The sequence below is a fragment of the Jannaschia helgolandensis genome (genome assembly GCF_900109285.1).
Classification (GTDB): domain Bacteria; phylum Pseudomonadota; class Alphaproteobacteria; order Rhodobacterales; family Rhodobacteraceae; genus Jannaschia; species Jannaschia helgolandensis.
In genome coordinates, this window is the sequence record NZ_FNZQ01000010.1 from 15781 (window position 1) to 41796 (window position 26016).

A 26016-nucleotide genomic window follows, 5' to 3' on the forward strand; every position below is an offset into this window, starting at 1 on the left:
CAGATCATGACGATACGTATCGGCAATGCGCCGTGTTCCTGGGGCGTCGAATTCGCACGCGACCCCCGCAATCCGACGTGGCAGCACGTTCTGAAGGAATGTGCCGAAGCCGGATACAAGGGGATCGAACTGGGGCCGGTGGGGTTCATGCCCGAAGACCCCGTCATTTTGGCCGAGGGTCTGGCGAAACATGATCTGACGCTGATCGGGGGCGTCGTGTTCCGGGCGTTCCACGACCCCGAACAATGGGACGACGTGATGGATGGCGCCATCCGCACCTGCAAGGCGCTGGTCGCGCATGGCGCGAAGCATCTGGTGCTGATCGACAGCATCTCGCCGCGCCGGGCACCGACCGCCGGGCGCGAGTCCGAGGCGGAGCAGATGGACAAGGACGAATGGGCGGCCTTCCGCGACCGCATCGCCACGGTGGCGAAGATCGGGGCGCAGGAGTATGGCCTGACCGTCGGCATCCACGCCCATGCCGCGGGGTTCATGGATTTCGAACCCGAGCTGGAGCGTTTGCTGGACGAAGTTCCTGAAGACATCCTGAAGATCTGCTTCGACACAGGGCATCATTCCTATGCCGGTTTCGATCCGGTGGCTTTCATGAAGCGGCACATCGAGCGCATCAGCTACATGCACTTCAAGGACATCGACCCGAAGGTGAAGGCCGATGTCGTCGCCAGGCGGACCGATTTCTACAGGGCCTGCGGGCAGGGGATTTTCTGCAATCTGGGGCAGGGCGATGTGGACTTCCCGGCCGTTCGCCAAATCTTGCTGGACGACGGGTTTGATGGATGGTGCACGGTTGAACAGGACTGCGATCCGACGCTGAACCCGGACACTCTGGGCGACGCGACTGCGAACCGTGAATACCTGCAATCGATCGGATTCTAAGATGGCAAAACTGAACTGGGGCATGGTCGGCGGCGGCGAAGGCAGCCAGATCGGGCCGGCGCATCGTCTGGGCGCGGGCCTGGACGGGGAATTTGCCTTCGTTGCCGGCGCACTGGATCACAGGCCCGAACAGGGTCGGGACTATGGCCAGAGACTGGGGCTGGACGCCGACCGCGCCTATGGGTCGTGGCAGGATATGCTGGCGGGCGAAAAGGATCGCCCGGATCGCGTCGATCTGGTCACTGTCGCCACGCCGAACGCCACCCATTTCGAAATCACCAGGGCGTTCCTGGAAAACGGCTTTCACGTGTTGTGCGAAAAGCCGATGACCATGACCGTCGCCGAAGGCGAAGAACTGGTGCATCTGGCCAATCACACCGGCAGAATCTGCGCCGTGAACTATGGCTACTCCGGTTATTCGCTGGTGCGACATATGCGGGCGATGGTGGCGCGGGGCGATATCGGCAAGGTTCGTGTCGTCGTGGCCGAGTTTGCCCACGGCCACCATGCCGACGCGACTGACGCCGACAATCCACGTGTCCGCTGGCGCTACGATCCGGCCCAGGCGGGGGTCAGCGCGCAGTTCGCCGATTGCGGCATTCACGCGATGCACATGGCAAGTTTCGTGACCGGGCAGGAGGTCGAAAGGCTCTCCGCCGATATCGTGTCCGGCATCCCGGTGCGCACGCTGGAAGACGACGCGATGGTCAACTTCCGCATGGACGGTGGCGCTGTCGGGCGGCTCTGGACTTCGTCGATCGCGATTGGTCGGCAGCACGGGTTGGCCATACAGGTATTCGGCGAAACCGGCGGGCTGCGCTGGTCGCAGGAACAGCCGAACCAGTTGTATTACATGCCTCTGGGTCAACGATTGCAGGTGATCGAACGTGGTGAAGGCAACCTCTCGCCCGAGGCGGACCGGACCAGTCGCGTCACAGTGGGCCACGCGGAAGGCATGCCGCTGGCCTTCGGCAATATCTATGCCGATCTGGCCGAGGCGATCCGCGCACGCAAGGATGGGCGCACCATGGACCCGGCGGCGAACCTGTATCCACGGGCCGAAGACGGTTTGCGGTCGATGGCGGCGGTCTTCGCGGTGGCGGAATCGGGCAAGGCCGATGGGGTCTGGGTCGATGCGCGACCGCCCATGTTCCGCTAGCGCCGGGGCAGGGGGCGCAACGTCCCCCGCTCGGTCACCCGGCAGGGGAACAGGCGCGCTTCGGGCAGGCGGTCGGGGTCTTCCACCGACAGGACGGCCAGTTCGATCGAGGCGTCGATGATTTCGGCGATGGGCTGACGGATCGTGGTCAGGTTAATGTTCTCCCAGCCTGCCATTTCCATGTCGTTCAACCCGATCACGCCGACGTCGCCGGGCACCGACAGGCCCGCGTCCGACAGGGCCGACAACACCCCGATGGAAAGCACGTCGTCGCCGCAGAAATACGCTTCGGCCGGGGGACCATCGGCGAGCAGGCGCTGCATTTCCAATCGACCCGCACCGAAGGAGTAGGTCAGGGCAAAACTGGTCGAGAGCGGAGTGTCGACGGGCAGGGCCATCCGAAACCCGGCCATCCGGTCCTGCGTCGAGGTGGCGGATTCCGGGCCACCAAGGAAAGCGATCTTACGATAACCCCGGTCCAGCAGTGTGCGTGCGGCCATCCGTCCGCTGTCCACATTGTCGATGCCGACGACGTGGGTTTCGGGTCTGTCGGTCCAGCGCCCGAAGGAGTGCACGACCGGCAAACCGGCGGCCCGGAACGCGCCTGCAAAGCTGGGGGGCAGGGTGGAGGAGGCGACGATCACCCCATCCACCGAATACTGCCGCAGCATCCGCACCGAAGCTTCGGGATCAGTTTCGCCGGACAGGTTGACCAGAAGGGGGCGCAGGCCGCGCTCCTGCAATCCGCGGGTGAACCGGTCGAAGACTTCAAGGAAGAACGGGTTGTGAAAGTTCGAAACGACAAGCCCGATCAGCTTGGTGCGCCCGGTTGACAGGGCAGAGGCAAGGGCCGAAGGGGCATAGCCCAGATCGGCGGCGGCGCGTTCGACCTTGGCGCGGGTTTTCGGACTGACCGAGGCGCCTTCGGTGAATGTTCGCGACACGGCAGAGCGACTCACTCCGGCGCGCAGGGCGACATCCTTCAGCGTGATCGGCATGTTTTGCCCCCTGTTTTCCGGCCCTGATTCTCTGTTGTCGGGGGCGAAATTGCAATCGGTTGCAAATTTTCCAATTCTACGGTGCCGAAATGACGAAAAAATAAGACTTGTTCTGTCTAAACAAATCAGAAAACATCAATGAGCAGCATCAAATGATGTTAAAGCATCATGATTTCGAGAGGCCATGATGTCCAATCGTCCGACCATCAATGATCTGGCCCGCGCTGCCGGGGTCAGCACCGCGACCGTGGATCGTGTGCTGAACGGACGCGCGTCAGTGCGCCCTGAGACGGCGCGGCGCGTCTATGAGGCTGCACAGTCAATCGGCTATCACGCCGCCGCATTGATCGGACACCGGGTGCATTCGGACCTGCCGCGTCTGACCATCGGATTCGTGTTGAGCAAGGAGCGGCACTCTTTCTCGCAGGCCTTCAAACGGGCTGCGGAACAGGCGGCAATTCACGCGCCGGATATCCGGGGGCGCGCCATCGTCGAGTTTTCGCCGACCCAGCAGCCCGCCGATTTCGCCCGGCTTATGGAAGGCTTTGCAGGTCGGGTCGATGCCGTCGCGGCGGTCGCCGTGAACCATGTCGAAGTGACGACCGCGATCGAGCGTCTGCACGCACAGGGCATTCCCTGTTTTGCTTTGTGCAACGACTTCGGCCAGGGCACGCGCGACAGTTATATCGGCCTGAATAATATGAAAATAGGGCGAATGGCGGCGCATATGGTGACGACTGCTGCACGCACCAGCGGCAAGCTGGCAATGTTCGTGGGTGGTCACCGCTGGCATGGACACGAGCTGCGCGAAACCGGGTTCCGCAGCTATCAGCGGGAGTTCGCGCCGGAGTTCACCATTCTGGATACGCTGGTCAATCTGGAGACCCGGCAACTGACCTACGAGGCAACGCTGGATCTGTTGTCACGGCATCCTGATCTGCGCGGCATCTATTGCGCCGGAGGTGGAATGGAGGGGGCGATCGCGGCCCTGCGCGAAGCCCGTCAACCGCGTGAGGTGGCGCTGGTCGTGAACGAACTGACCCCCGAAAGCCGGTCAGCACTGGCGGACCGATATGTGGAGATGGTGATCGGCACACCGCTCAATACGATTTGTCGCAATCTTTTCACCTTGGCCCATCAGGCGCGCGCCTCCGAAGGTGTGCCACTTCCGGGGCAGACCTTCCTGCGACCAGACATCCACATGCCGGAATCGATATGAATGATGGAGTTCTTGCAAGGCGGCGCCCCATGTCCCTCATTGATGATGGGAAAACCGGCCTGCCATTGACCCGGCGTTAGTCCCTCTCGCACAGTTGGCGGGCGATGCGAGGATCGCGGAGGAGGTCAGTCGTTGGAGTTCGCGCTCAACCACATGAGTGTCGCCCGGATGGGTTTTGCCGGGCTGTTGCGCGCCGCATCCGAATTGGGGTGCATCGGGGTGGAGGTTCGCTCTGATCTGCCGGGGCCCCTGTTCGACGGGATGCCCGCCGGGGACGCAGGGGCGCTGGCCCGCGATGCCGGGTTGCGTCTGCTGGCGCTGGCCGAGGTGTCAGCGTTCGACGACTGGACATCTGATCGCCGGGCACAGGCACAGATTCTGATGCAGACAGCGGCGGAGGCCGGGGCTGAATCCATTGCCTTGATTCCGCGATGCGACGGCGGCACCGGCGATCTGGTCATGGCACTGCGTGATCTGATGCCTATGCTGGCGGATCACGGGTTGACCGGCCTGGTCGAGCCCTTGGGGTTCACCGCATCGTCGCTTCGCCTGAAACGCGCCGCTTTGGACGCGATAGACACTCTGGACGCATCCGCTACGTTGCGGCTGGTCCACGACACGTTCCACCATCACCTGTCGGGCGAACCGGATATTTTCGCAGCGCAAACCGGCATCGTTCACATTTCCGGCGTGACGGACCCCGACGTGCAGACATCCGAAATGACCGATGCGCATCGCGGGTTGATCGATGGTGCCGACCGGCTGTGTAATCTGGATCAGATCGAACGGTTGCTGACGGCAGGATATACCGGGCCGTTTTCGTTCGAGGCGTTTTCGCCAGACTTTCACGCGCTGCCCGATCCGGTCGGCGCGTTAAGACAATCAATGGAATTCATCCGAACGCGAGGGTCGGCACAGGCCGCCTGAAACCGACGGATCGAACCCCGATCAACGGGGCTCCGGCCAAAAGAAACGGGTGCACCGGACACTCACCAGGGAGGAAACAAGATGACAAAGACCCTTATCGTGGCCGGTGTGGCCGCATTGATGACCACCAGCGCGATGGCCCAGAGCATCGGCGTGTCGATGGCGCGCTTCGACGACAACTTTCTGACGACCCTGCGCACCGGCATGGAGGACCACGCTGCTACGCTGGACGGTGTCGATATTCAGGTCGAGGACGCGCAGGACGACGTCGCGGCACAGCTGGACCAGATTAACAACTTCATCGCCAGCGGTGTCGACGCCATCGTGGTCAACGCGGTCGACACCAACGCCGTCGACGCCATGTCCAAGGCCGCCGAAGATGCCGGCGTGCCCCTGGTCTATGTCAATCGGGAGCCTGCGAACGTCGACAGCCTGCCGGACAATCAGGCGTTTGTCGCGTCGAACGAGATCGAATCCGGCACCCTCGCCGCGTTCGAGGCCTGCAAGATGCTGCGGTCGATGGGTTATGCCGGGGGCGCCAAGGGCTACATGCTGATGGGCCAGTTGTCGAACCAGGCGGCCGTGCAGCGCTCCAAGGATGTCGAGGACATCATCGGCATCGACATGTGCAACTTCATCACGCTGATCGACAAGCAGACCGCCAACTGGTCTCGTGACGAAGCCTCGGACCTGATGACAAACTTCATCTCGGCGGGCGACGAGTTTCAGGTCGTCTTCGCCAACAACGATGAGATGGCCCTCGGCGCGATCCAGGCCCTGAAGGCTGCGGATTACGACATGGCCGACATCGTGGTGGTCGGTGTCGATGCGACGCAGGATGCGTTGCAGGCGCTGCAGGCCGGTGATCTGGACGCGACGGTGTTCCAGGATGCCGCCGGTCAGGGTGCGGGTGCAATCGACGCGGCACTGGCCCTGGCCAATGGCGAGGACGTCGACCAGAAGGTCTATATTCCGTTCCAGCTGGTGACAGAAGCCAACGTGGATGACTTCACCTCCAAGAACTGATCCGAGCACGGGCCGGGACATGCGTTCCGGCCCTACTTTACCCACGAGGAGCGAACAGATGGCCGAGACGTCCCATGGAACCGGAGGCCTGACCTTCGATGCCAAGAAGCGATCCTGGCCGAACGAGGCAAATGTCTTCATCGCTCTTATCCTGATCCTTCTGGCCTTCGAGGCTTTGGGGATGACATTCAGGGATCAGTCTTTCCTGTTCGATTTCAACGAAGCGCGCGACGGCACGATCCTGAACATGGCGCGGATCAAGATCATCATCCTTCAGGTTTCCATCGTCGGGATCATCGCGCTCGGCGCGACGCAGGTGATTATTTCCGGTGGCATTGACCTGTCCGCAGGGTCGGTTGTCGGACTGACCGCAATGGTGACAATGTCCTTTGCGCAGACCGGCATGGTCAACGGCAACCCCAACCCCAAGTCGCTGTTCGGGCCTGAATGGATGGACCTCCCGGTTATCCTGCCGGTGCTGTTGGGCCTGATCGTCGGGATCGGTGCGGGCATGATCAATGGTCTGCTAATCGCCTTCACGCGTATTCCGCCCTTCATCGCCACACTGGGCATGATGGTCGCGGCGCGCGGCGCGGCGCAGTGGTGGTCGCGGGGACAGCCGGTGTCCTTCCCGACCGAAAGTTTCGCGGCCATCGGCGACGGCATGATGCCGGTCGTCTGGTTCGCCGGTCTGGCGATCCTGTTCCACCTGATCTTGAAATACACGGTCTATGGCAAGCACACCTACGCCATCGGCTCGAATGAGGACGCGGCCCGGATGTCGGGCATCAAGGTCGCCCGGCACAAGACGCTTGTCTATGCGATCGCGGGCGCACTGGCCGGGTTTTCGGCCATCGTTCTGGCGTCCAAGAACCTGACGGCGCAAACCGGCATGGGCCTGATGTATGAGCTCGATGCCATCGCCATGGCGGTGATCGGGGGGGTGTCGCTGTCGGGAGGGCGCGGATCGATCATCGGCACCTGTATCGGCGCGCTGATCTTCGGCGTCATCATCTCGGGTTTCACGTTCCTGCGGCTGGACGCCTATTATCAGGAAATGGTCAAGGGCGTGATCATCGTCGGGGCCGTCGTGCTCGATCAATGGCGCCAGCAACGCGCTTCGTTGAAGGGATAGGATCATGAGCGATATCATTCTGGAAACGCAGGATCTGACCAAGCACTACGGCGGGGTGCATGCCCTGACCGGCGCGAATTTCACGCTGCGCGCCGGAGAACACGTCGCGATCATGGGCGACAACGGGGCAGGTAAATCCACCTTCGTGCGACAGCTGACCGGGGTGGAGGTTCCGACCCGCGGCAAGCTGATCTTCGACGGCAAGGAGCGGCATTTCGAAAACCCGATGGACGCGCGGGATGCAGGGATCGAGACGGTATTTCAGACGCTGGCGCTGGCCGATGACCTGAACGTGCCCGACAACCTGTTTCTGGGACGCGAGATCTTCAAGATCAGGCTGGGGCCGTTCTCGATCCTGGACTATAAGGCGATGCGCGAAGCGACCATTGCGGGTCTGGAAAAGACCGCCGTGAAGATTCCCAACATCAACAACACGATCCGCAATATGTCGGGCGGTCAGCGCCAGTGCGTCGCCATCGCGCGCACCGCGACCTTCCATTCCAAGCTGACCATCATGGACGAGCCGACGGCGGCGCTCGGCGTGCAGGAAACCGCGCAGGTCGAAAACATCATCCGCACCTTGAAAGAGGCGGGCGAGCCGCTGATCCTGATCTCGCACAATATGCGGCAGGTGATGGATCTGTGCGACCGGATCGTTGTGTTCCGCCGCGGGCGCATGGTTGCCAACCTTGCCAAGGGCGACACCGACGGGCAGGACGTGGTGGCCTATATTACCGGCGCAAAGACGCAGCCGGAATACAATTTCGAAGTTTCCTGAAAGACATGCCATGACAGTCAGATTTGCCGTTCTCGGCGCAGGCCGGATCGGTCAGGTGCATGCCGATGCCATCGCTTCGGTCCCAGGTGCCTTGCTGGTCGCGGTCACCGATGCGATGCCGGCCGCCGCGCAGGCCGTTGCCGACAAACACGGTTGCGAGATCCGTGACATGGCGCAGATCGAGGCGGCGTCCGACATCGACGCCGTCGTCATCTGCACCCCCACCGACACCCATGCCGACCTGATCGAGCGCTTCGTGAAGGCGGGCAAGGCGGTATTTTGCGAAAAACCTGTCGACCTGTCAGTCGCCCGTGTTCAGGACTGCCTCAAGGTTGTGAACCGGGTTGATGGCAAGCTGATGGTCGGGTTCCAGCGTCGCTTCGATCCGGACTTTCGCGCGCTCAAGGCTGCCATCGACGACGGCAAGATTGGCGATGTTGAGATGGTCACACTGACCTCCCGCGACCCTGCCGCTCCACCGATCGGCTATATCGAACGGTCTGGCGGCATCTTCCGCGACATGACAATCCACGACTTCGACGTGGCCCGGTGGTTGCTGAGCGAAGAACCTGTCTCGGTCATGGCTGCCGCCAGCGTGCTGACCGATCCTGCCATCGGCAAGGTCGGCGATTTCGACAGCGCGAATGTGATCCTGACCACGGCGAGCGGCAAGCAGGCGACGATCAACAACACGCGCCGCGCGACTTATGGTTATGATCAGCGGATCGAGGTACATGGGTCGGAAGGCTCTGTCACCGCAGAAAATCACCGGCAGGCCCGGATCGAACTGGCAAATGCCGATGGCTACACCCGCCCGCCGCTGCTCGATTTCTTCATGTCGCGCTATGCCGCAGCCTATGCCGCAGAAATCGCGGCCTTCGTCGCGGCACTGGCGGATGGATCCCCGATACCGACGACGGGAGAGGACGGGTTGCGCGCGCTGGCACTGGCGGAAGCCGCAGTGCGGTCAGTGGCCGAAAGGCGCGCCGTTGCCGTGTCCGAGATACTGGAATGAAACGCGGGTTCTTCGATGTCCGCACGCCTTTCTTCAACCCACTCTGGCGGAGGGTGGTGGCGGTCGTGTTACCCTCAGCATGGGCCTTGGTCGAATTGATGAATGGCCAACCGTTCTGGGCCGTCGTCTTCGGTGCTTCTGCCGCGTTTCTGGCGTGGCAATTCTTCGTGGTCTGGGTGCCTTCTCCTCCGGACGAAGATTGATCGGGCCGTCAGTCCTGACCGTGCGAGACATCCTGTAAGTAGAATTTGCAGACTGGCTTGGGGCAGGTCTGGAATCCAGGCCGAACATGATATACATTGCATAATGTGTATATCATTCAGGGAGCGCGCCATGCAGGTTGCGAAATGGGGTAATAGCCTTGCCATTCGATTGCCCGCTACAGTGGTAAAGGCGCTTGGCCTGTCGGAAGGCGACGATATCGCCATCCGCATCGCAGGCGCGCGCGAGATGGAAGTGACACGCAAACCCGACAGGGCCGAACTGCTGGCACGTCTGTCGGCTTTCGAAGGGCGGTTGCCTGCCGATTTCACCTTTGACAGAGACGATGCCGGGCGTGGCTGAGCGGCCCTGTATCGATAGCAACATTCTTGTCTATGCGGTCGCCGGTCACGGGACGAAACGCGCCGTCGCATTGGACGTCGTCGGTCGGGGCGGTGTGATATCGGTGCAGGCCTTGGGCGAAACGGCGCATGTTCTGCGGCGGAAAGCGGGCCTCTCACTGGACGAGATCGGCACGGCACTCGCCATATTGCGCGCCTTGCTGGATGTGGTCCCGCTGACTGTCGCTACGCATGACGCGGCTTTGCGGATCGCCGCCATCACGGGATATTCGGTCTGGGATGCAACGATGCTGGCTGCCGCGATGGAAGCGGGCTGTGATGTGCTGATCAGCGAAGACATGCAGCACGGACGCAAGATAGACGGGCTGACAATCGAGAATCCTTTCGCCGATATACCGACGTAGCTACATTACATAACTAACCTTATTGCGCTCTTGCGCGCATTCGAATCCGTGTTGGGCGTGGCCAGGGATGCCTGAAATGTCCTTCCGCAGAGAAGCCACAGTTGCTTCGCGCTGCAGCGCAGCACGTCAATTATGCCAATTAATTAGGCAAAGCCCAAAATCAACGCGGTTGGCGCGGCTGTAACCTTGCGCTTCGGACGTGCCGGTCAAGGGGATGTGACTGTCTTGAACACCGGGGGATCCGAAATGACCATGACACGCCTGACCACATTAACCCTTCTGCCAATGCTCGCATCGCTGCCAGCCGCCGCACAGCAAGTCGATTGCCCGATCAAGGTGGGTGTCCTGCACTCCCTGTCCGGCACGATGGCGATTTCCGAGACGACGTTGAAGGACACCGTCGAGATGCTGGTCTCGCAGCAGAACGAGAAAGGCGGCTTGCTGGGCTGCGACGTCGAAGCGGTCGTCGTCGACCCCGCGTCCGACTGGCCGCTGTTTGCCGAAAAGGCGCGCGAATTGCTGACCGTGGAAAAAGTCGACGTCATCTTCGGCTCATGGACTTCGGTCAGCCGGAAATCCGTCCTGCCGGTGCTGGAGGAACTCAACGGTCTGATGTTCTATCCGGTCCAGTACGAGGGTGAGGAATCGTCCAGGAATGTCTTCTACACCGGCGCTGCACCCAATCAGCAGGCGATCCCGGCGGTCGATTATTTCCTCGAGGAACTGGGTGTTGAACGATTTGCCCTGCTGGGCACGGATTACGTCTATCCGCGCACCACGAACAACATCCTGGAAGCCTATCTGAAATCGAAGGGCATCGCCGAGGAAGATATCTTCATCAACTACACGCCATTCGGGCACAGCGACTGGGCGACCATCGTTGGCGACGTTGTGGAAATGTCGGAAGACGGCCGCCAGGTCGGGGTGATCTCCACCATCAACGGCGACGCCAACATTGGCTTCTACAAGGAACTGGCAGCCGCCGAAGTATCCGCCGACGATATCCCTGTCGTGGCCTTTTCAGTCGGTGAGGAGGAATTGTCCGGTCTGGATACTTCCAATCTGGAAGGGCACCTGGCTGCCTGGAATTACTTCATGACCGCCGATACGCCTGAAAATGCCGCTTTCATCAAGGGATGGCGCGATTTCATCGGTGACGACAGCCGTGTGACGAACGACCCGATGGAAGCGCATTACATCGGCTTCAACATGTGGGTGAACGCGGTTGAGGACGCAGGCACGACCGATGTCGATGCCGTTCGCGAGGCGATGTATGGCCAGACTTTCCCGAATCTGACCGGCGGCGTCGCCGAGATGCTGCCGAACAACCACCTGACCAAGCCCGTCCTGATCGGTGAAATCCGCGCAGATGGTCAATTCGACATCATCAGCCAGACCGAGCCGGTGCCCGGCGATGCCTGGACCGATTATCTGACCGAAAGTGCCAAGCTGAAGTCAGATTGGCCCGGTCTGGGGTGTGGAATGTATAACACCGAGACTGAAAGCTGCGTGCAAATTCAGTCGAACTACTGATCTTAGCAGTCTCTAACGCGCCGATTCCGAGGTTTTCGGAGTCGGCGCATGACCATTCCCACCGAAAGACCCGCCATGACTTTCGCCCGCCTGCTGCGTTGTTTCCTGACCTGCGTCTGCCTTGCCCTGCCTGCCGCGGCACAGGACGCCGGAGTTCAGGTCTTGCTCCAGACCTATTCTGACCAGATCGCCAAGCCATCGCGGCAGACGATTCAGCCGGTGCTGGATGCTCTTACAAGCAGTGGTATTCCGACAATGCCCGATTTCCTCGAGGCCTGGGCCGACAAGCGGGTCGTACAGCGCGATGCTGACGGGGCGTTCTTTTATGGCAAACGCGAGGGCGATACATGGGTCTTGCAGTCGGTGGAAGACGGCGCCGATGCCGGAACTGCCGCCCGCCGTGACGTCTCAGAATTGAAACCCAATGCAGGTGTGCGCCGCCTGATCGCCACGGCCCTCGTCCAGTTTCAGTTGAACGATCCCGATCCGGCCCGCCGCCTTGCCGCGCTCGACAGTCTGTCGCGCAGCCCATCCGCCAAATTGCTCGGCCCCTTGCGCGCCTCGATCGAGGCCGAAGACGTTCCGGCCATCCGCGCCCGCAAAATCGCGCTGGACCGCTTGATCGCAGTGCAGTTCGGAACCGACGTCGAGACCCGCCTTGCGGCCATCGACTGGATGTCAGACCAGTTGTCGCTGGAGGCCAGGGCCGCGCTGAATAGATTGCTGGCTACGGAACTGATCGTTGGAAGCCCGCCCGAGAATGCCAATGTCGCCCGTGTCTTGAGCGTCGGAAAGGACATCAGTCAGACCGATGCGCTGGCGCTTCTGGCAGCGGCTGACATCCTGCCTCCAGATGTCAGTCGGGCAGATCGCGACGCCGCGCTGATCGCCGCCATTGCCGACGAACACGTCGCGGGCACGCCGGTCGCCACGTTGAATACCGAAGCCGCGCGCTGGACCGCCTATGAAACCCTGGCCATTGCCGGACAGGCACCGCCGCGACCGGCCCAGAACGCGGTGGCGACCCTGTTGGAGAGGAACCCGATCACCGAAATCTATGACGAGCCGGACCCGATCCTGACCGCCGCCGCCGCTGCCGCGCTGGCCGAAGTCGAAGCCCGCGTCGCCCGCGCGCAAGCCTTCGATCTGGCGCTGGACGCCCTATCGCTTGCTTCGATCTATTTCCTTGCCGCCATCGGACTCGCCATCACCTTCGGTGTGATGGGCGTCATCAACATGGCGCATGGGGAATTCATCATGATGGGTGCCTATACCGGTTATGTCGTGCAACAGATCATCCCGGACAAGACCCTGTCGCTGATGGTTGCGCTGCCTCTGGCCTTCGCCGTGGCGGCTGCCGCAGGGGTCGCGCTGGAACGTCTGGTGATCCGCCATCTGGCGCACCGCCCGTTAGAGACATTGCTGGCGACCTTCGGCATTTCCGTCGCCCTGCAGCAGATTGTGAAGAACGTCTTCGGCACGCAGGCCGTGCCCCTGACCTCGCCCGATTGGCTGGCGGGCGCCTGGGTGCTGAACGATGTGGTCGGAATCAGCTATATCCGCATTGGAATATTCATGCTGGCCACCATGTTTCTGGCACTGCTGGTTTATATCCTGCGCCGCACGCGTCTGGGGCTGGAGGTGCGGGCCGTGACGCAGAACCCCGGTATGGCCGCGTCGCTTGGCATCGACCCCGACCGCGTCGGCATGGCGACGTTTGCCCTTGGCTCCGGTATCGCCGGTGTGGCCGGTGTAGCGATTGGATTGTTCGCGCAGGTCACTTCGGAAATGGGTGCGGGTTATATCGTGCAAAGCTTCATGACGGTCGTCGTCGGCGGTGTCGGCAGCGTTTTCGGCACGCTGGCGGGCGCAGGCTTGATCGGCGGTCTGCAAAAGGGGATCGAGTGGCTGAACCCGTCGAACACCCTGGCGGCGCAGACCTACATGATCCTGTTCATCATCCTGTTCATTCAGTTCCGCCCGCGTGGCATCGTCGCTCAGAAGGGCAGGTTCGCGCAATGATACTTCGCAAACCCTCGGTCCTGATCTTTCTGTCGGCGCTGGCCTTGGTGACCATCGTGACGACGCTGATGGCACAGGCGGGCCTCGTCTCGACGTCTTTCGTGAAACTGCTGGGCAAGACCCTATGCCTCGCCATTGCGGCCCTTGCGATGGATCTCGTCTGGGGCTTCACCGGCATTCTCAGCCTCGGGCATTTCGCCTTCTTCGGGATCGGCGGATATGCCATCGGCATGTGGCTGATGTGGGACCGGACGGAGAATATCGTCATGCCGTCCCTGACTGGCGGACCCCTGCCCCCGACCCCGTTTCAAATCGAGGAGGCCATCGGCACGCAGATCTTCGGCGTTGTCGGATCGTCTGACGTGCCATGGCTCTGGTCGCTGGCCGGGTCACTGCCGCTGCAACTGGCCGCCGCTGTGCTGGTTCCCGGTCTGATCGCCCTGATCTTCGGTTGGCTGGCCTTTCGCAGCCGCGTCACCGGCGTCTATCTGTCGATCCTGACGCAGGCAGGCACGTTGGCCCTGTCACTCTGGCTGTTCCAGAACGACAGCGGCTTGCGCGGCAACAACGGATTGTCGGGCCTGCAAAACATTCCGGGCCTGCGCGACGTGGCGCAATCGGTGGTTTCGCTATGGTTCCTCTGGGCCTCTGCAATCGCATTGGCGCTGGCCTATCTGATCGCCGCCTGGACCGTCTCGGGCCGCTTCGGCAGCGTCTTGCGCGGCATCCGCGACGACGAGGCGAGGGTCCGGTTCCTGGGCTATGAGGTCGAGCATTACAAGCTGGCCGTCTTCACCGGCACCGCCATGGTCACCGGACTTGCGGGGGCGCTTTACTATCCTCAGGCGGGTATCGTGAACCCGGCAGAAATTGCGCCCATCGCATCGATCTATCTAGCGGTCTGGGTTGCGATCGGGGGGCGCGGGCGACTGTATGGCGCGGTGATCGGTGCGGCGGTCGTCTCGCTGGCGTCAAGCTGGTTCACCGGCGGTGGCGCGCCCGCCATCAATCTGGGGTTCTACGTTATCAAATGGACAGACTGGTGGCTGGTCCTGCTGGGGTTTTCCTTCGTGCTGGTCACGCTGTTTGCCCCCAAGGGGCTGGGTGGTCTGGTTGACCTCTGGACCGGACGGAGGGCGCGCGGCATCGGACCGCTCGGCCCCGATCAGGGCAGCCTGCGCGGCAAGGAGGAAGTGGCATGAGTGCTCTTCTGGAAGTCTCCGGCGTCAGCAAATCCTTCGATGGGTTCAAGGCCATCGACAACCTGAGCTTTTCCATTGGAGAAGTGGAATTACGCGCGGTGATCGGGCCGAACGGTGCCGGTAAAACCACCTTTATGGATCTGGTAACCGGCAAGACCCGACCCGATTCCGGCACCATTCGCTATGGCTCGCTGTCCCGGTCCCTGACGGGCATGTCAGAAGCCCGGATCGCGCAGGCCGGGATCGGGCGCAAGTTTCAGAAACCCACGGTGTTCGAGGATCAGACCGTGGTCGAGAACCTGGTGATGGCCCTGAAATCACCGCGCAACCCGTTTTCGGTTCTGATCCGCCGCCCACCGCAACGCGACCGCGCCGCCACCCTTGCCGAACAGATCGGCCTGGACGATGCGCTGGATCGCCGTGCCGGTGAGTTGAGCCATGGACAAAAGCAATGGCTGGAGATCGGAATGCTGCTGGCGCAGGAACCGCGCGTCCTGCTGGTCGATGAACCGGCAGCAGGCATGACGACGGCCGAGCGCGAAAAGACCACCCAGATGCTTGTCGACGCCGCCCGCACACGTGCCGTCGTGGTGATCGAACACGACATGGATTTCGTGCGTCGCCTGAATTGCCGCGTCACCGTCCTGCACGAAGGCTGTGTTCTGGCTGAAGGGCCGCTGGACCACGTCTGTGCCGATCCGCGCGTGATCGACGTCTATCTGGGGCGCGACGACGATGCCTGATCCGCAAGGTTTGAGCGCCAGAAACGTAACGCTGGATTATGCCGGCAGCCGCATTTTACATGGCATCGACCTGCATGCTGCAAGGGGCCAGATCACCTGTGTGATGGGGCTGAACGGAACGGGAAAAACGTCTCTGTTAAAGGCGCTGGCGGGACGGCATCCCATGGGCGGAACGGTGACGTTGAACGGCGAGACGCTGCCGCCGGGCGCACGCGACAGGGCGCTTGCGGGCATCGCCTATGTGCCGCAGGGGCGTGAGATCTTCCCTGCTTTGACCGTCGCCGAAAATCTGGAGGTCGGGTTCGCCTGCCTGGCCCGGTCTGATCGCCGCGTTCCGCCGGACATCTTCGAGCTGTTTCCTGTGCTGTCCGAGATGCGGGCCCGTCGCGGCGGCGACCTGTCGGGGGGACAGCAACAGCAGTTGGCAATCGCCCGCGCACTTGTGACGCGTCCGAAAGTCCTGCTGCTTGATGAGCCGACCGAGGGCATCCAGCCCAATATCATCGCCCAGATCGGTCGCGTGATCGCCGGACTGCGCGACCGGGGCGACATGGCCATCGTACTTGTCGAACAACGCTTCGATTTTGCCTGGGGATTGGCCGACCGCCTGATCGCCCTGCGACGTGGCAAAGTCATTCGAGACGTGCCGCAGGTCGAGGCAGACCGGGCTGCCATGTTGACGGACGTCTCGGTCTAAACCGCAGGCTGACAACCCGGACGGCATAAATCTGCTGCTATGTCATATATTATTGACGCGAGTCAGTCAGCTACTATGACGACAGGGCACACACCGCCTTAAGAGCCTATTGACCCTTGGTCACTGAAACCCTTCGATCCCGTCTTCGCGAGGAGACCCGGCCAGCGCATGATGCTGTCGATGCCCTGTTCGCCCGATGCGACTTGGGCACCTACAGTGGGCTGCGCATTTTTCTGGCGTCGCATCGGGATGCGCTGACCGCGTTTCTCTGGGCCTGTCCTGACCCGGACTTGATACCGCGCATAGATGATGCGCTGGCAGATCTGGCATCCGATCTGAGGGCACTGGAGGGTTGCTGCCCGGCCATTTTGATCGCTGCTCCCATTCAGGACGATGCGTTGGCGCAAGCCTATCTGTGGCATGGCTCCCGTCTTGGAACACAGGTTCTGGCGCGTCGCTTTCAAAGCGCCTGGGCCGGATCGCCCCCAGATGCCGGGCGTTATCTGAACCATGCGCCTGATCCTGCCGCGTGGCGCGATCTCAGTGAGCGTTTGACGGCCCTACCGGCACGCGGCGTTGCCGCCGACAGAACGGTGGCTGCGGCAATCGCCTGGTTTGCCTTGTTCGCCGCTGCTGCCAGGCATCACCTGACAGGAGCGACGCTTGATGCCTGAAGACAAGCTCCCCATAGGGTCCGTCGATCTGGACAATTGCGACCGTGAACCGATCCACTTGCTGGGTCAGGTTCAGTCCTATGGAGGACTGATCGCCATGACGCCCGATTGGGTCGTGCAGCATGTTTCGGCCAATCTCGATACGATACTTGGTCTTGATCCGCATTCGATCATCGGTGAACCGCTGACGGATCATCTGCCTGCGGAGGTTGTCCAGAATTTGAATGCGCGCATGGACCTGCTCGGTCAGGAGCAGGACAGTATTCGGGTTTTCGGCGTGCAGATCGGCGGGCGAGCGACGGATCTGTCTCTGCATTTGTCAGGCAAGTTGGTGGTGCTGGAGGTGGAACCGCGCAAGGACGACCGCGATTTGGAGGAAGTGTCGCTGATCCATCCGCTCCTGAGACGCGTGCGCGCCGCGCCGCATGTCGAGAATGCCGCGCAGGAGGCCGCGCACGCCATCCGCGCGCTGACCGATTTCGGTCGGGTCATGGTCTATCGGTTCGACGACGAAGGATCGGGCACGGTAATCGCCGAGGCGACTGCCCCGGATGTCGACTCGTTTCTGGGACTGCGGTTTCCGGCCTCGGACATTCCGCAACAGGCGCGCGCGCTGTATACCCGTAATCCGATGCGTCTGATTGCCGATGTGGACGCCCAGACCCACCCTATCCTTTCGGCAACCATGGGGTCCGGTGACCCGCTGGACCTGTCGATGTCGGTCACCCGCGCGGTATCCCCCATCCATCTGGAATATCTGCGCAATATGGGGGTCCGCGCGTCGATGTCAGTGTCGATCATCGACAAGGGCAAGCTTTGGGGTCTGTTCGCCTGTCATAATCTGGACGGGCCGAAACCCATCGGGCTGGAACGTCGCACGGCAATCGAGATTTTCGCGCAGTTGTTTTCCTATGAGTTGCTGCAAAAGGAAGCGGATCAGGTGCTGGCACGCAGCACTGAGGCACGTAACCTGCACGATGCGATGATTGCACGGGCGGGCCAGGGCGCCGACTTCACCGAAAATGTCGATATCCTGTCGCAGGAAATTTCGGGCGCAATCGACTTCGACGGCATCGCGGTGCTGTCTGATGGGACCTATATCGCCCGCGGACATGCTCCGTCAGAAACGGAGTTCGTCGGATTGGTGGACGATCTGATCACCACCGCACCGGGCAAGATATTCTCGACCCATCGCCTGTTTGATAAATACCCGGCCGCGCGTGGATTCTCACATCCCGCAGCGGGTATTCTTGCCCTGCCGCTTTCGCGGTCACCGCGCGACTATATCGTGCTGTTCCGCCGCGAAGTCGTCGAAACGGTTCACTGGGCAGGAAAACCCGAAAAGAAGATGGAAACCGGTCCCCTTGGCCCCCGCCTGACGCCGCGCAGCAGCTTTCAGGCGTGGCAACAGCAGGTCGAAGGCAAGAGTGCGCGCTGGACCAAGGCCGAATTGGCCGTGGCTGAATCGGTTCGCGTGACCCTTCTGGAAGTCGTTCTCAAGATCACCGACGAGGCAAATCACCAGCGGCAGGGTGCCAGCGAGACGCAGGCCCTTCTGATTGCCGAGCTAAATCATCGGGTCCGCAACATTCTGAACCTGATCCGGAGTCTGGTGCGCCAGACCAGGGACACGGCGGGGTCACCGGAGAATTTCGCCATGGTCCTGGATGGCCGGATCGACGCCTTGGCCCGCGCCCACGATCAACTGACCCAGACCGACTGGTCCGCCAGCTCGGTCCACAAGTTGATTGACGTGGAGTTTGCGGCTTATGGCGGGTCCGAGCGGATCGTGGTCACCGGACCGGACCTCGCGCTGGTACCCGACGCCTATGCGACGCTGGCCCTTGTATTGCATGAACTGGTCACGAACTCGGCCAAATATGGGGCGCTGTCGGTTCCGGAAGGGCATGTGGCGATGACATTCGCGATCGATGATGACGGCGCTTTCATCCTGACCTGGACAGACCGGAACGGCCCCGATGTCAGCCCGCCGACTCGGAAGGGTTTCGGGACGACGATTATCGAGAAATCGGTTCCTTTCGAACTCGGGGGAGAAGCCGAGTTGACCTTCCCGTCGGCGGGAATGTCGGCCCGCTTTGTCATACCGGCCCGTCATGTCGGCGATATAACCGACGCCCAGATAGCCGAAGTCACACCTACCGACGGGGACAAGGCGGCGGCCGCCGCGGCGCGGACCGAAGGCATCGAAGGCCGTGTGCTTCTGGTCGAAGATAACATGGTCATCGCGCTCGATGCCGCCGATATTCTCGAAGGCGAAGGCGCCGAAGAGGTTCTGGTCGCCGCCACAGCGCAACAGGCGATGGAACTGCTGGACGCCAACATCATCGATCTGGCAATTCTGGACATCAACCTCGGACGATCGGCGTCATCGCTGACCGTGGCGGAGGCATTGGTGGAACGGGGCATCCCGTTCCTGCTGGCCACTGGCTATGGCGAGTCCACGGGTGCGGCGAATGGGTTTCCTCCGGCCCCGGTGCTGAAGAAACCGTATTCTGCCGCCGACCTGATTGCAGCGGTTGGCAAGCTGCGAACCGTCAGCGCGGACTGAGCGGTAAGTCCCACCTGATCCAATTCAAACTTGGCGCGGCCCGAGCTTTCGGGCTCCGCGCCTTCCAGGAAATCGCGGCGATCAGACTGGGCTGCGGAAGACGAAAATGCCAAGTGCTGCTACGATCACAAGCATCGCCAGAACACCGGGATGGGTCAGGTCGAGCTGAAAGTTACCGACACGAACGGTCATATCACCCAGGCAGGTCTGCCCCAGGAACGGAAGTTCGATGCAATTCGCCATGAGGCGTTCCTTTGCGCAAGCGCTCCCACCTGCGCGAGGATGCGACCCTATTGTGGCAGCATCCGGGCCATTTTTGCCCAATTTCAGGTCATTCTGCCCAGACTCGGTCAGATGGCCCGATTATATCAGCGGACGGCGGCGCGGTTCCTCGATCTCGATTCCGGCCGCGATGGCCAGATTTTCCACGTTTGAGACCGTCAGCACACCATCGTTCCAGTGCATCAATTGTCGATTGCGTAATTTGGCCAGCGTCTTGTTGGTATGGACCAATGACAGGCCGAGGGCATCCGCCAGATCCTGCTGGCGATAGGGCAGCGCCATTGCACCGCGATCTACCAGTCCCAGCGACATGCCGCGCCGGTGAATTCGAAGCATCGCCCAGGCGACAGACGCAAAGGCAGATCTCTGGCCTACGGTCGACAGCGCCTCGCCCAGAAACAGCTCCTCCGATGCGCCGAGCCACGTCAGGTCGAAGGCGCGGTCCGGGTGAGATTTGAAGAGCGACCAAAGCTCCGCCCGGTCAAACACGCAAAGCGTCATCCGACTGGAGGCTTCGACAGAATGCCCCATTTCACCCATTACTCCGGCCTGCAAGCCCAGGAAATCACCCGGAAACACGAAGTTTATCACCTGACGCGATCCATCTTCCAGCAACTTGTAGCGAAGTCCCATACCGTGGAGAGCGGTGAACAACTGCGGTGAATTCGACCCTTCCATCAGGATTGTGGTCTGCGGATCGACGGTCAATTCGCCGACTTTGAACCGCTGCATGAATTTCAGCTCTTCTGCAGTGAAAGACAGGAATATATCCTTGCTGCGCAAGGGGCAGTTTTCGCATTTGACGGCCATGACCCCCCCAACGACAGTTTCTGTTCACTGACCATCTATCGGGCCGACACTGTAATGTGAATGTCGCCCGATCCTGCGCCCAGCGAAAGCGATTATACAATACGGACGGATCTAACCCGGTCAGTTAACCAAGGCTGCGTCATCCGGCTGCCCGGCCCGGCGCGGGATTACCGCCGCTACATCGTTCTCGATCCAGAAAAGGAACCCAGATGCTTGTTTCAGCAATCGTATGCCTGTGCGTGCGATAGTGTCGGGCCTGTTCGGTTTTCTAGGCCTCACAGCAAAGCGCCCCGCATTTCGCGAGGCGCACAATCGAAGGCTGCTGTTCGTCAGGCCCGCAGCGTTTCCGTCGAAGCGAAGAACATCGCCTGACTGACGGCGGACTGGACCTGCTCTTCCTTGTAGGGTTTCGAAATCAGGAAGGCCGGTTCGTGACGATCCCCGGTCAACAGGCGTTCCGGGAAGGCAGTGATGAAGATGACCGGCGTATCCGGCATGTCCGCCATAAGGTCGTTCACTGCATCAATACCGGACGAATTGTCCGCCAGTTGTATGTCCGCAAGGATCAGATCCGGTTTCTGGTCCATGCCCATGGCGACGGCCTCGGTCCGGGTGCGGGCCACACCGATGACCTTGTGACCCAGGTCCTCGACGATCGCGGTAATGTCGGCGGCGATGATAGGCTCGTCCTCGATCACCATGACACGGCCCGATACGCTTGCTTCCATGTCGCTGCGGGCAGTCGCGATCAGATGGCGCACTTCGTCGCGTTCGAGGTCCATCACGGCCGCGATCTCGTCGATCGAGAACTCCTCGACCGTGGACAGCAACAGGGCTTCGCGCGTATTCGTCCCGAGTGCCTGAAGCAGCGACTGAGCGCGTCCGATCACGCCGGAACCGGCTTCCGCGATGGGGGCGCCTGTACTGCTCCAGATGGCGTGAAAACATTTATAGAGACCTACGCGGACGCGGACGTCCGCGGCGAAGATGCTTCGATCCTGAAGAATGGCTTCGAGGGTAGCTATGGCATATTTGTCACCACTGGACTGCGAGCCGGTCAAGGCACGCGTATACCGGCGAAGGTAAGGAAGTTCAGATGCGATGCGGTCCGACAAGTCTGTGGTCCCGATGGTTGACGACATACGTTTAGGCCTTATTTTCGATTTTTGTTGGAACCAAACAGCGCTCTGCACTGTTCGGTTCCCGGAAAACGGTGAAAAACTATTCTCGAGCAAGTTAGCTGGCACATGAATCAAAAAGACAACGACAGCGATCCGCGAATTGCTGCACTTATCGATCAGAACCTCAAGCGGGTCTACTCCGATCTTGTTCAGGAAGAGTTGCCGGACCGATTCAAGGACCTTCTGGCCATTCTCAAGGCGCAGGACGCCGAGCAGGCGGGCAAGCGATGAGTGATCGCGACCCGCGTGAAGCGATGCTTGACCACCTTCCCGCGTTACGCGCCTTTGCTCTCAGTCTGACACGGAATGGAGCGACGGCCGACGACATGGTGCAGGACACAGTCGTCAAGGCCTGGACGAACATCGAGAAATTCCAGCCCGGCACAAACATGCGCGCCTGGTTATTCACCATTCTGCGCAACACGTATTATTCCAGCCGTCGCAAGCTGAACCGCGAAGTGTCCGACCCCGAAGGCACGATGACCAATAGCCTGTCGGTCAAGCCCGACCATGACGGCCATCTGAACCTTTCCGATTTCAAGAAGGCGTTCGAGACCCTGCCTGACGAACAGCGCGAGGCGCTGATTCTTGTCGGGGCATCCGGTCATACCTATGAAGAGGCCGCCGATATCTGTGGCGTCGCGATCGGCACCATCAAGAGCCGTGCAAATCGTGGTCGCGCCCGCTTGGCCGAACTGATGTCGCTCGACGGAAACAGCCCTCTGGAAATGACGGACAATGCAACGATGGCGGTTGTTGCCGGCGGCGGCGGCGTCCTCCGCTGACGCCGTCCGAAAATATACCGGACCCATGGTACAGAAGTCTGCGTTTCAGAATGGCGGCGCTTCTGTCGATTGCGCTGTTGCCGATCGGCCTGATTGCCGTGATGCAGACCCTCAGTGTCGCGTCCAAGGCGCAGGTCAATGCCGAATTGGCACTTCTGGCTCTGACGGAACAGGCTGCCGTGGAAGAGCGGTTGACCCTGCGTCTTGCTCGCGGTGCGGCGGATGCTCTGGCCATCGTGATGTTGGAACTGCGCGATCAGTCCGACATTTGCAGTCGGATCATGCAGGATTTTGTCGCCAGATCGGATCGATTTTCCTATGCCGGTTTTACTGCCGTTTCGGGTGAGTCGACCTGTAACTCAGCCGGACGCACAGTCGATTTCAGGGACACGCCGACCTTTGCGAAACTCAGCGCGAACCAGATCTCCACGATCACGGTAAACCAACAGGCCCCGATCAGTGGAACGTCTGTCCTGCTGGTATCGACGCCGGTTTTCGGTGCAACTAATGATTTTTCCGGCTATGTCACGATTTCGATCCCGCTCTCCAAGCTGGTCCCGCCGTCCCGCGAGATAGTACAGCAGTCGCTTCTGAACCTGGTAATGTTCAATGACGAAGGCGACATTCTTACATCGATCGGTGAGCCGGAGAACGTCGCGCGCAATCTGCCCCGCAATCTGGTGCTGACCGATCTGGTCGTCGACGATAACGATGCCTCTACCCTGGAAGATGTCGAGGGGCGCCGTCGCATCTACACCGTCGCCACGATCGAGCCGGGCCAGGTTTATGTTCTTGGAATCTGGGACAGCTCAGCCAGCCTAGCGCGGCAGGCGGAAGGTGAAATACTGACTTCGCTGTTTCCGGCTCTGATGTGGTTTGCGGGACTGCTGGTCGCACTGTTCGCAGTGCATCGTCTGGTCATACGGCATCTTCAGATCCTTGGCCGTCAGATGGCCTTGTTCACAGCTGCCAGACGACTTCCGAGCGAAGATGCAGGTCTCAGCCCCCCAACCGAAATTCTGCGCATTCAGCGCGCCTTCCATCGCATGACCGATGCCCTGATCCGTGACGAGGCCAGTCTGGAAAACGCCATCCGCGAAAAGTCGGTGCTGGTGAAAGAAATCCACCACCGGGTGAAGAACAACCTTCAGCTTATTTCCTCGATCATCAACATGCAGATTCGCGAAGCCACCTCACCGGAAGCGAAAGACGCCCTGCGCGCAACGCAGGACCGTGTACTGAGCATGGCGACCATTCACCGAGATCTGTATCAGACCAATGAGACCGGACTGGTCGATGCCGCACACCTGGTGCAGGAGGTCGTGAGCAAGACCGTAGACATCACTCCAGACTTCAACGATCTGGAGTTGCAGATCAATATCGGCGACATCTGGCTCTATCCCGATCAGGCCGTGCCGATGTCGCTTCTGGCATCCGAGGCGGTGATCAACGCGCTCAAACATATGGCACTCGCCGACCCGTCCGGCGCGTCGCGTCTGGTGACGGTGAAATTCTCGTGTGACGCGAACCGGAATTGCCGGTTCGAATTATCGAACCCGATAGCCGACGAGACCGATGGACGTCGCTCGGACCAAGGCATGGGACGCAAACTGATCCGCGCCTTTGCAACGCAACTTGCCGCCGATGTCACAACCTCTCAGGCTGACGGCCGTTATACCATTACGGTAACTTTCACGGCGTCTGAATTCGCACCAGCGCCGGGGACTTTCTGATGTCGCAATCATCGAAGCAGACGTCTCCTGCGATTATCGAATCCACACCGCTGCTGACCGCATCGCAGGGTTTTCCGGCGCTTGAGAGACTTTTTCTGAATGCGGAAAGCCGAATCTCCCTGGGGTTTCGTATCTTCGACCCCCGAACCCGGCTTCATTCGCCCGAAGCGCGGACGATCGGCAAGGACTGGTTCGACCTGATCGTCCATACGTTGAAGCGCGGTGTGGAAATAGACCTCGTGCTCAGCGACTTCGATGCCATTGTCCGCCCGGATTATCACCAGCGTGCGACGCGGTGCGTGCGGCTGGCACTGGCCGCGGCCGAAGTGGCAGGCCACCCTGAACGTCTGCGCGCCAGTGCCTCTCTGCACCCGGCCCGTATCGGTTGGTTGCCCAGTCTTGCGCTCTGGGTTCGCGCGCGCGGTTTCTTGTTGCGGACCGGGGTAGAGTTGAATGCCCTCTCGCCCGCTGCGCGCACACGGCGTCTGTCGGAATTGCCACAGCTTCGGCCCTATTTCATCGAGGGTGATGAACGCAAAGTCACACTGAAGTCCCTGAAACTGCCCCGTCTGTGCCCGGTATCGCATCACCAGAAAGTCGCCGTCGCCGATGGGAATACGCTCTATATAGGCGGCCTGGACCTGAACGACCGTCGCTATGACACGCCTGACCACAACCGTCCCGCGTCCGAAACCTGGCACGATACGCAGCTTTTGATCCGCGGCCCGGTCGCGGCGCAAACCGAAGCGCATCTGGCGAACTTTCGTGATGTCACCTACGGAGCGCCGCCCGTCGATGCGCCCGACCTTCTGCGAACGATATCGCGCCGCCGCAAGACGCTGCCGACCTTCATGTCACCAATGCCGGTGCTCACCGAACTTGCCGAGGCACATGCCGCACGCGCCCGTGCCGCGACAGGCCTGATATATCTGGAAAGTCAGTTTTTCCGCGATACGTCCTTTGCCCGTCTGCTGGCCCGCAAGGCCCGGCGCACCCCCGAGCTGAGCATGGTACTGATCTTGCCCGCCGCACCCGACGATATCGCTTTCAAGAATAACAGCGACAGTGATGCCAAATATGGTGAATTTCTCCAGGCCAAATGCGTTTCGATTCTGCGCAAGGCTTTCGGCGACCGTCTGTTCATCGGCAGTCCCGCGCAACGCCGCAAGGCCGGAGAAAACAGCCGTGCCACGACTTATGGTGCGCCACTGATCTATCTGCATGCCAAGGTGTCCATTTTCGATGACACCGCCGCCATCGTATCGTCAGCAAACCTGAACGGGCGCAGTTTCCGGTGGGACACGGAGGCCGGGGTGACCCTGACGGATCGGGCTCATATCGAAGACCTGAAGATCAGGTGCATTTCGCACTGGCTTGACGGGCCGGTACCCGATGCCTTTCTCGATCCAGAGCGCGCCGTTGATGCGTGGTGGGCCCGAGCGCATGCCAATGCCCGCCGTGCCCCGGAAGATCGGGATGGGTATATTGTGCCCTATGCCTCCGCCCCGGCGCGTCGGTTCGGGCGAAATCTGCCCGGTATCCCTGAAGAAATGGTCTAGGCGGGTACAGCCCCTGGTGCTGACACGACAGCTTACGAAACTGACCACCGACCGTCTTCCCGAAGGGCGATGCGGTCAGCAACGGTCGCTTGTTTCATCAGAGCA

At 61.0% G+C, this 26016-nt stretch carries 26 protein-coding genes; 22 read left to right on the forward strand and 4 right to left on the reverse strand.

Going from position 1 to position 26016, the window contains the following annotated elements; all coding sequences use genetic code 11:
* Nucleotides 1-6 precede the first annotated feature (6 nt).
* Both BMY38_RS17525 and BMY38_RS17530 read left to right on the forward strand, forming a co-directional pair.
* Nucleotides 7-897 carry a sugar phosphate isomerase/epimerase family protein gene (locus BMY38_RS17525; RefSeq protein WP_092765297.1) on the forward strand — a complete coding sequence of 297 codons (891 nt, stop codon included), beginning with the start codon at nt 7-9 and terminating at the stop codon, nt 895-897.
* A 1-nt stretch (nt 898) separates the two neighbouring features.
* Nucleotides 899-2056 carry a Gfo/Idh/MocA family protein gene (locus BMY38_RS17530; protein ID WP_092765299.1) on the forward strand — a complete coding sequence of 386 codons (1158 nt, stop codon included), beginning with the start codon at nt 899-901 and terminating at the stop codon, nt 2054-2056.
* Here BMY38_RS17530 and BMY38_RS17535 read toward each other — a convergent pair.
* Entirely contained in the window at nt 2053-3054 is a 1002-nt protein-coding gene (locus BMY38_RS17535) for a LacI family DNA-binding transcriptional regulator (protein ID WP_092765301.1), read from the reverse strand. The two genes, BMY38_RS17530 and BMY38_RS17535, sit on opposite strands and share 4 nt — an antisense overlap.
* A 187-nt stretch (nt 3055-3241) precedes the next feature.
* On the opposite strand from BMY38_RS17535, the gene BMY38_RS17540 reads away from it, so the two are divergent.
* The 16 genes from BMY38_RS17540 (at nt 3242) to BMY38_RS17615 (ending at nt 19561) form a co-directional block, all read left to right on the forward strand.
* Complete coding sequence (locus BMY38_RS17540; RefSeq protein WP_092765343.1) at nt 3242-4273, forward strand: LacI family DNA-binding transcriptional regulator; 1032 nt, start codon at nt 3242-3244, stop codon at nt 4271-4273.
* A 132-nt stretch (nt 4274-4405) separates the two neighbouring features.
* On the forward strand, nt 4406-5200 hold the full coding sequence (locus BMY38_RS17545; RefSeq protein ID WP_245737681.1) for a TIM barrel protein: 795 nt from the start codon (nt 4406-4408) through the stop codon (nt 5198-5200).
* Between the two features lie 81 nt (nt 5201-5281).
* Nucleotides 5282-6226 (forward strand): sugar ABC transporter substrate-binding protein, encoded by a 945-nt coding sequence (locus tag BMY38_RS17550; protein ID WP_092765306.1) that lies wholly within the window; start codon nt 5282-5284, stop codon nt 6224-6226.
* Between the two features lie 58 nt (nt 6227-6284).
* A complete protein-coding gene (locus BMY38_RS17555) occupies nt 6285-7361 on the forward strand; it encodes an ABC transporter permease (RefSeq protein ID WP_092765308.1) in 1077 nt (358 codons plus the stop codon).
* Nucleotides 7362-7365: 4 nt separating this feature from the next.
* On the forward strand, nt 7366-8139 hold the full coding sequence (locus BMY38_RS17560; RefSeq protein ID WP_092765309.1) for an ATP-binding cassette domain-containing protein: 774 nt from the start codon (nt 7366-7368) through the stop codon (nt 8137-8139).
* Between the two features lie 10 nt (nt 8140-8149).
* Complete coding sequence (gene iolG, locus BMY38_RS17565; RefSeq protein WP_092765311.1) at nt 8150-9154, forward strand: inositol 2-dehydrogenase; 1005 nt, start codon at nt 8150-8152, stop codon at nt 9152-9154.
* The gene (locus BMY38_RS17570; RefSeq protein WP_092765313.1) at nt 9151-9357 is read left to right on the forward strand and encodes a hypothetical protein; all 207 of its coding nucleotides are present in this window, start codon (nt 9151-9153) and stop codon (nt 9355-9357) included. Before iolG ends, BMY38_RS17570 begins: the two co-directional genes overlap by 4 nt.
* Before the next feature lie 130 nt (nt 9358-9487).
* Nucleotides 9488-9718 carry an AbrB/MazE/SpoVT family DNA-binding domain-containing protein gene (locus BMY38_RS17575; protein ID WP_092765315.1) on the forward strand — a complete coding sequence of 77 codons (231 nt, stop codon included), beginning with the start codon at nt 9488-9490 and terminating at the stop codon, nt 9716-9718.
* On the forward strand, nt 9711-10121 hold the full coding sequence (locus BMY38_RS17580) for a PIN domain-containing protein (RefSeq protein WP_175495941.1): 411 nt from the start codon (nt 9711-9713) through the stop codon (nt 10119-10121). The genes BMY38_RS17575 and BMY38_RS17580 overlap by 8 nt, the downstream gene beginning before the upstream one ends.
* 285 nt (nt 10122-10406) lie before the next feature.
* The gene (urtA, locus tag BMY38_RS17585) at nt 10407-11654 is read left to right on the forward strand and encodes an urea ABC transporter substrate-binding protein (protein ID WP_245737683.1); all 1248 of its coding nucleotides are present in this window, start codon (nt 10407-10409) and stop codon (nt 11652-11654) included.
* 48 nt (nt 11655-11702) lie between these two features.
* Nucleotides 11703-13676 (forward strand): urea ABC transporter permease subunit UrtB, encoded by a 1974-nt coding sequence (urtB, locus tag BMY38_RS17590; protein WP_245737682.1) that lies wholly within the window; start codon nt 11703-11705, stop codon nt 13674-13676.
* Nucleotides 13673-14878, forward strand: coding sequence for an urea ABC transporter permease subunit UrtC (gene urtC / locus BMY38_RS17595; protein ID WP_092765321.1), 1206 nt, complete (start codon nt 13673-13675; stop codon nt 14876-14878). The genes urtB and urtC overlap by 4 nt, the downstream gene beginning before the upstream one ends.
* Nucleotides 14875-15621, forward strand: coding sequence for an urea ABC transporter ATP-binding protein UrtD (gene urtD / locus BMY38_RS17600; protein ID WP_092765323.1), 747 nt, complete (start codon nt 14875-14877; stop codon nt 15619-15621). The genes urtC and urtD overlap by 4 nt, the downstream gene beginning before the upstream one ends.
* Nucleotides 15614-16318, forward strand: coding sequence for an urea ABC transporter ATP-binding subunit UrtE (gene urtE / locus BMY38_RS17605; RefSeq protein WP_092765325.1), 705 nt, complete (start codon nt 15614-15616; stop codon nt 16316-16318). Before urtD ends, urtE begins: the two co-directional genes overlap by 8 nt.
* Before the next feature lie 116 nt (nt 16319-16434).
* Nucleotides 16435-16992: a heme oxygenase-like domain-containing protein gene (locus BMY38_RS17610; RefSeq protein WP_092765327.1), complete on the forward strand. Its 558-nt coding sequence runs from the start codon at nt 16435-16437 to the stop codon at nt 16990-16992.
* Nucleotides 16985-19561 (forward strand): HWE histidine kinase domain-containing protein, encoded by a 2577-nt coding sequence (locus BMY38_RS17615; RefSeq protein ID WP_092765329.1) that lies wholly within the window; start codon nt 16985-16987, stop codon nt 19559-19561. Before BMY38_RS17610 ends, BMY38_RS17615 begins: the two co-directional genes overlap by 8 nt.
* Nucleotides 19562-19642: 81 nt before the next feature.
* Here BMY38_RS17615 and BMY38_RS18260 read toward each other — a convergent pair whose 3' ends face one another.
* The 3 genes from BMY38_RS18260 to BMY38_RS17625 all read right to left on the reverse strand — a co-directional run bounded on the left by BMY38_RS18260 (nt 19643) and on the right by BMY38_RS17625 (nt 21795).
* Nucleotides 19643-19804, reverse strand: a complete 162-nt coding sequence (locus tag BMY38_RS18260; RefSeq protein WP_175495942.1) for a hypothetical protein — start codon at nt 19802-19804, stop codon at nt 19643-19645.
* A 120-nt stretch (nt 19805-19924) separates the two neighbouring features.
* Entirely contained in the window at nt 19925-20653 is a 729-nt protein-coding gene (locus BMY38_RS17620) for a Crp/Fnr family transcriptional regulator (protein ID WP_092765331.1), read from the reverse strand.
* 329 nt (nt 20654-20982) lie between these two features.
* On the reverse strand, nt 20983-21795 hold the full coding sequence (locus BMY38_RS17625) for a response regulator (RefSeq protein WP_092765333.1): 813 nt from the start codon (nt 21793-21795) through the stop codon (nt 20983-20985).
* A gap of 105 nt (nt 21796-21900) precedes the next feature.
* On the opposite strand from BMY38_RS17625, the gene BMY38_RS18265 reads away from it, so the two are divergent.
* Genes BMY38_RS18265 through BMY38_RS17640 form a run of 4 tightly spaced genes read left to right on the forward strand, consistent with a single transcriptional unit; the run spans nt 21901 to nt 25911 of the window.
* Nucleotides 21901-22065, forward strand: a complete 165-nt coding sequence (locus tag BMY38_RS18265) for a NepR family anti-sigma factor (RefSeq protein ID WP_175495943.1) — start codon at nt 21901-21903, stop codon at nt 22063-22065.
* Nucleotides 22062-22619, forward strand: coding sequence for an RNA polymerase sigma factor (locus BMY38_RS17630; protein WP_092765335.1), 558 nt, complete (start codon nt 22062-22064; stop codon nt 22617-22619). Before BMY38_RS18265 ends, BMY38_RS17630 begins: the two co-directional genes overlap by 4 nt.
* Before the next feature lie 50 nt (nt 22620-22669).
* The gene (locus BMY38_RS17635; RefSeq protein ID WP_092765337.1) at nt 22670-24352 is read left to right on the forward strand and encodes a sensor histidine kinase; all 1683 of its coding nucleotides are present in this window, start codon (nt 22670-22672) and stop codon (nt 24350-24352) included.
* On the forward strand, nt 24352-25911 hold the full coding sequence (locus BMY38_RS17640) for a phospholipase D family protein (protein ID WP_092765339.1): 1560 nt from the start codon (nt 24352-24354) through the stop codon (nt 25909-25911). Before BMY38_RS17635 ends, BMY38_RS17640 begins: the two co-directional genes overlap by 1 nt.
* Nucleotides 25912-26016 lie beyond the last annotated feature (105 nt).

Bases quoted from the DNA above. Each gene is read 5' to 3' on its own strand.
- BMY38_RS17525 (WP_092765297.1), top strand. From the start codon at position 7: ATGACGATACGTATCGGCAATGCGCCGTGTTCCTGGGGCGTCGAATTC.
- BMY38_RS17530 (WP_092765299.1), top strand. From the start codon at position 899: ATGGCAAAACTGAACTGGGGCATGGTCGGCGGCGGCGAAGGCAGCCAG.
- BMY38_RS17535 (WP_092765301.1), bottom strand. From the start codon at position 3,054: ATGCCGATCACGCTGAAGGATGTCGCCCTGCGCGCCGGAGTGAGTCGC.
- BMY38_RS17540 (WP_092765343.1), top strand. From the start codon at position 3,242: ATGTCCAATCGTCCGACCATCAATGATCTGGCCCGCGCTGCCGGGGTC.
- BMY38_RS17550 (WP_092765306.1), top strand. From the start codon at position 5,282: ATGACAAAGACCCTTATCGTGGCCGGTGTGGCCGCATTGATGACCACC.
- BMY38_RS17555 (WP_092765308.1), top strand. From the start codon at position 6,285: ATGGCCGAGACGTCCCATGGAACCGGAGGCCTGACCTTCGATGCCAAG.
- BMY38_RS17560 (WP_092765309.1), top strand. From the start codon at position 7,366: ATGAGCGATATCATTCTGGAAACGCAGGATCTGACCAAGCACTACGGC.
- iolG (WP_092765311.1), top strand. From the start codon at position 8,150: ATGACAGTCAGATTTGCCGTTCTCGGCGCAGGCCGGATCGGTCAGGTG.
- BMY38_RS17570 (WP_092765313.1), top strand. From the start codon at position 9,151: ATGAAACGCGGGTTCTTCGATGTCCGCACGCCTTTCTTCAACCCACTC.
- BMY38_RS17575 (WP_092765315.1), top strand. From the start codon at position 9,488: ATGCAGGTTGCGAAATGGGGTAATAGCCTTGCCATTCGATTGCCCGCT.
- urtA (WP_245737683.1), top strand. From the start codon at position 10,407: ATGCTCGCATCGCTGCCAGCCGCCGCACAGCAAGTCGATTGCCCGATC.
- urtB (WP_245737682.1), top strand. From the start codon at position 11,703: ATGACCATTCCCACCGAAAGACCCGCCATGACTTTCGCCCGCCTGCTG.
- urtC (WP_092765321.1), top strand. From the start codon at position 13,673: ATGATACTTCGCAAACCCTCGGTCCTGATCTTTCTGTCGGCGCTGGCC.
- urtD (WP_092765323.1), top strand. From the start codon at position 14,875: ATGAGTGCTCTTCTGGAAGTCTCCGGCGTCAGCAAATCCTTCGATGGG.
- urtE (WP_092765325.1), top strand. From the start codon at position 15,614: ATGCCTGATCCGCAAGGTTTGAGCGCCAGAAACGTAACGCTGGATTAT.
- BMY38_RS17615 (WP_092765329.1), top strand. From the start codon at position 16,985: ATGCCTGAAGACAAGCTCCCCATAGGGTCCGTCGATCTGGACAATTGC.
- BMY38_RS18260 (WP_175495942.1), bottom strand. From the start codon at position 19,804: ATGGCGAATTGCATCGAACTTCCGTTCCTGGGGCAGACCTGCCTGGGT.
- BMY38_RS17620 (WP_092765331.1), bottom strand. From the start codon at position 20,653: ATGGCCGTCAAATGCGAAAACTGCCCCTTGCGCAGCAAGGATATATTC.
- BMY38_RS17625 (WP_092765333.1), bottom strand. From the start codon at position 21,795: ATGTCGTCAACCATCGGGACCACAGACTTGTCGGACCGCATCGCATCT.
- BMY38_RS18265 (WP_175495943.1), top strand. From the start codon at position 21,901: ATGAATCAAAAAGACAACGACAGCGATCCGCGAATTGCTGCACTTATC.
- BMY38_RS17630 (WP_092765335.1), top strand. From the start codon at position 22,062: ATGAGTGATCGCGACCCGCGTGAAGCGATGCTTGACCACCTTCCCGCG.
- BMY38_RS17635 (WP_092765337.1), top strand. From the start codon at position 22,670: ATGGCGGCGCTTCTGTCGATTGCGCTGTTGCCGATCGGCCTGATTGCC.
- BMY38_RS17640 (WP_092765339.1), top strand. From the start codon at position 24,352: ATGTCGCAATCATCGAAGCAGACGTCTCCTGCGATTATCGAATCCACA.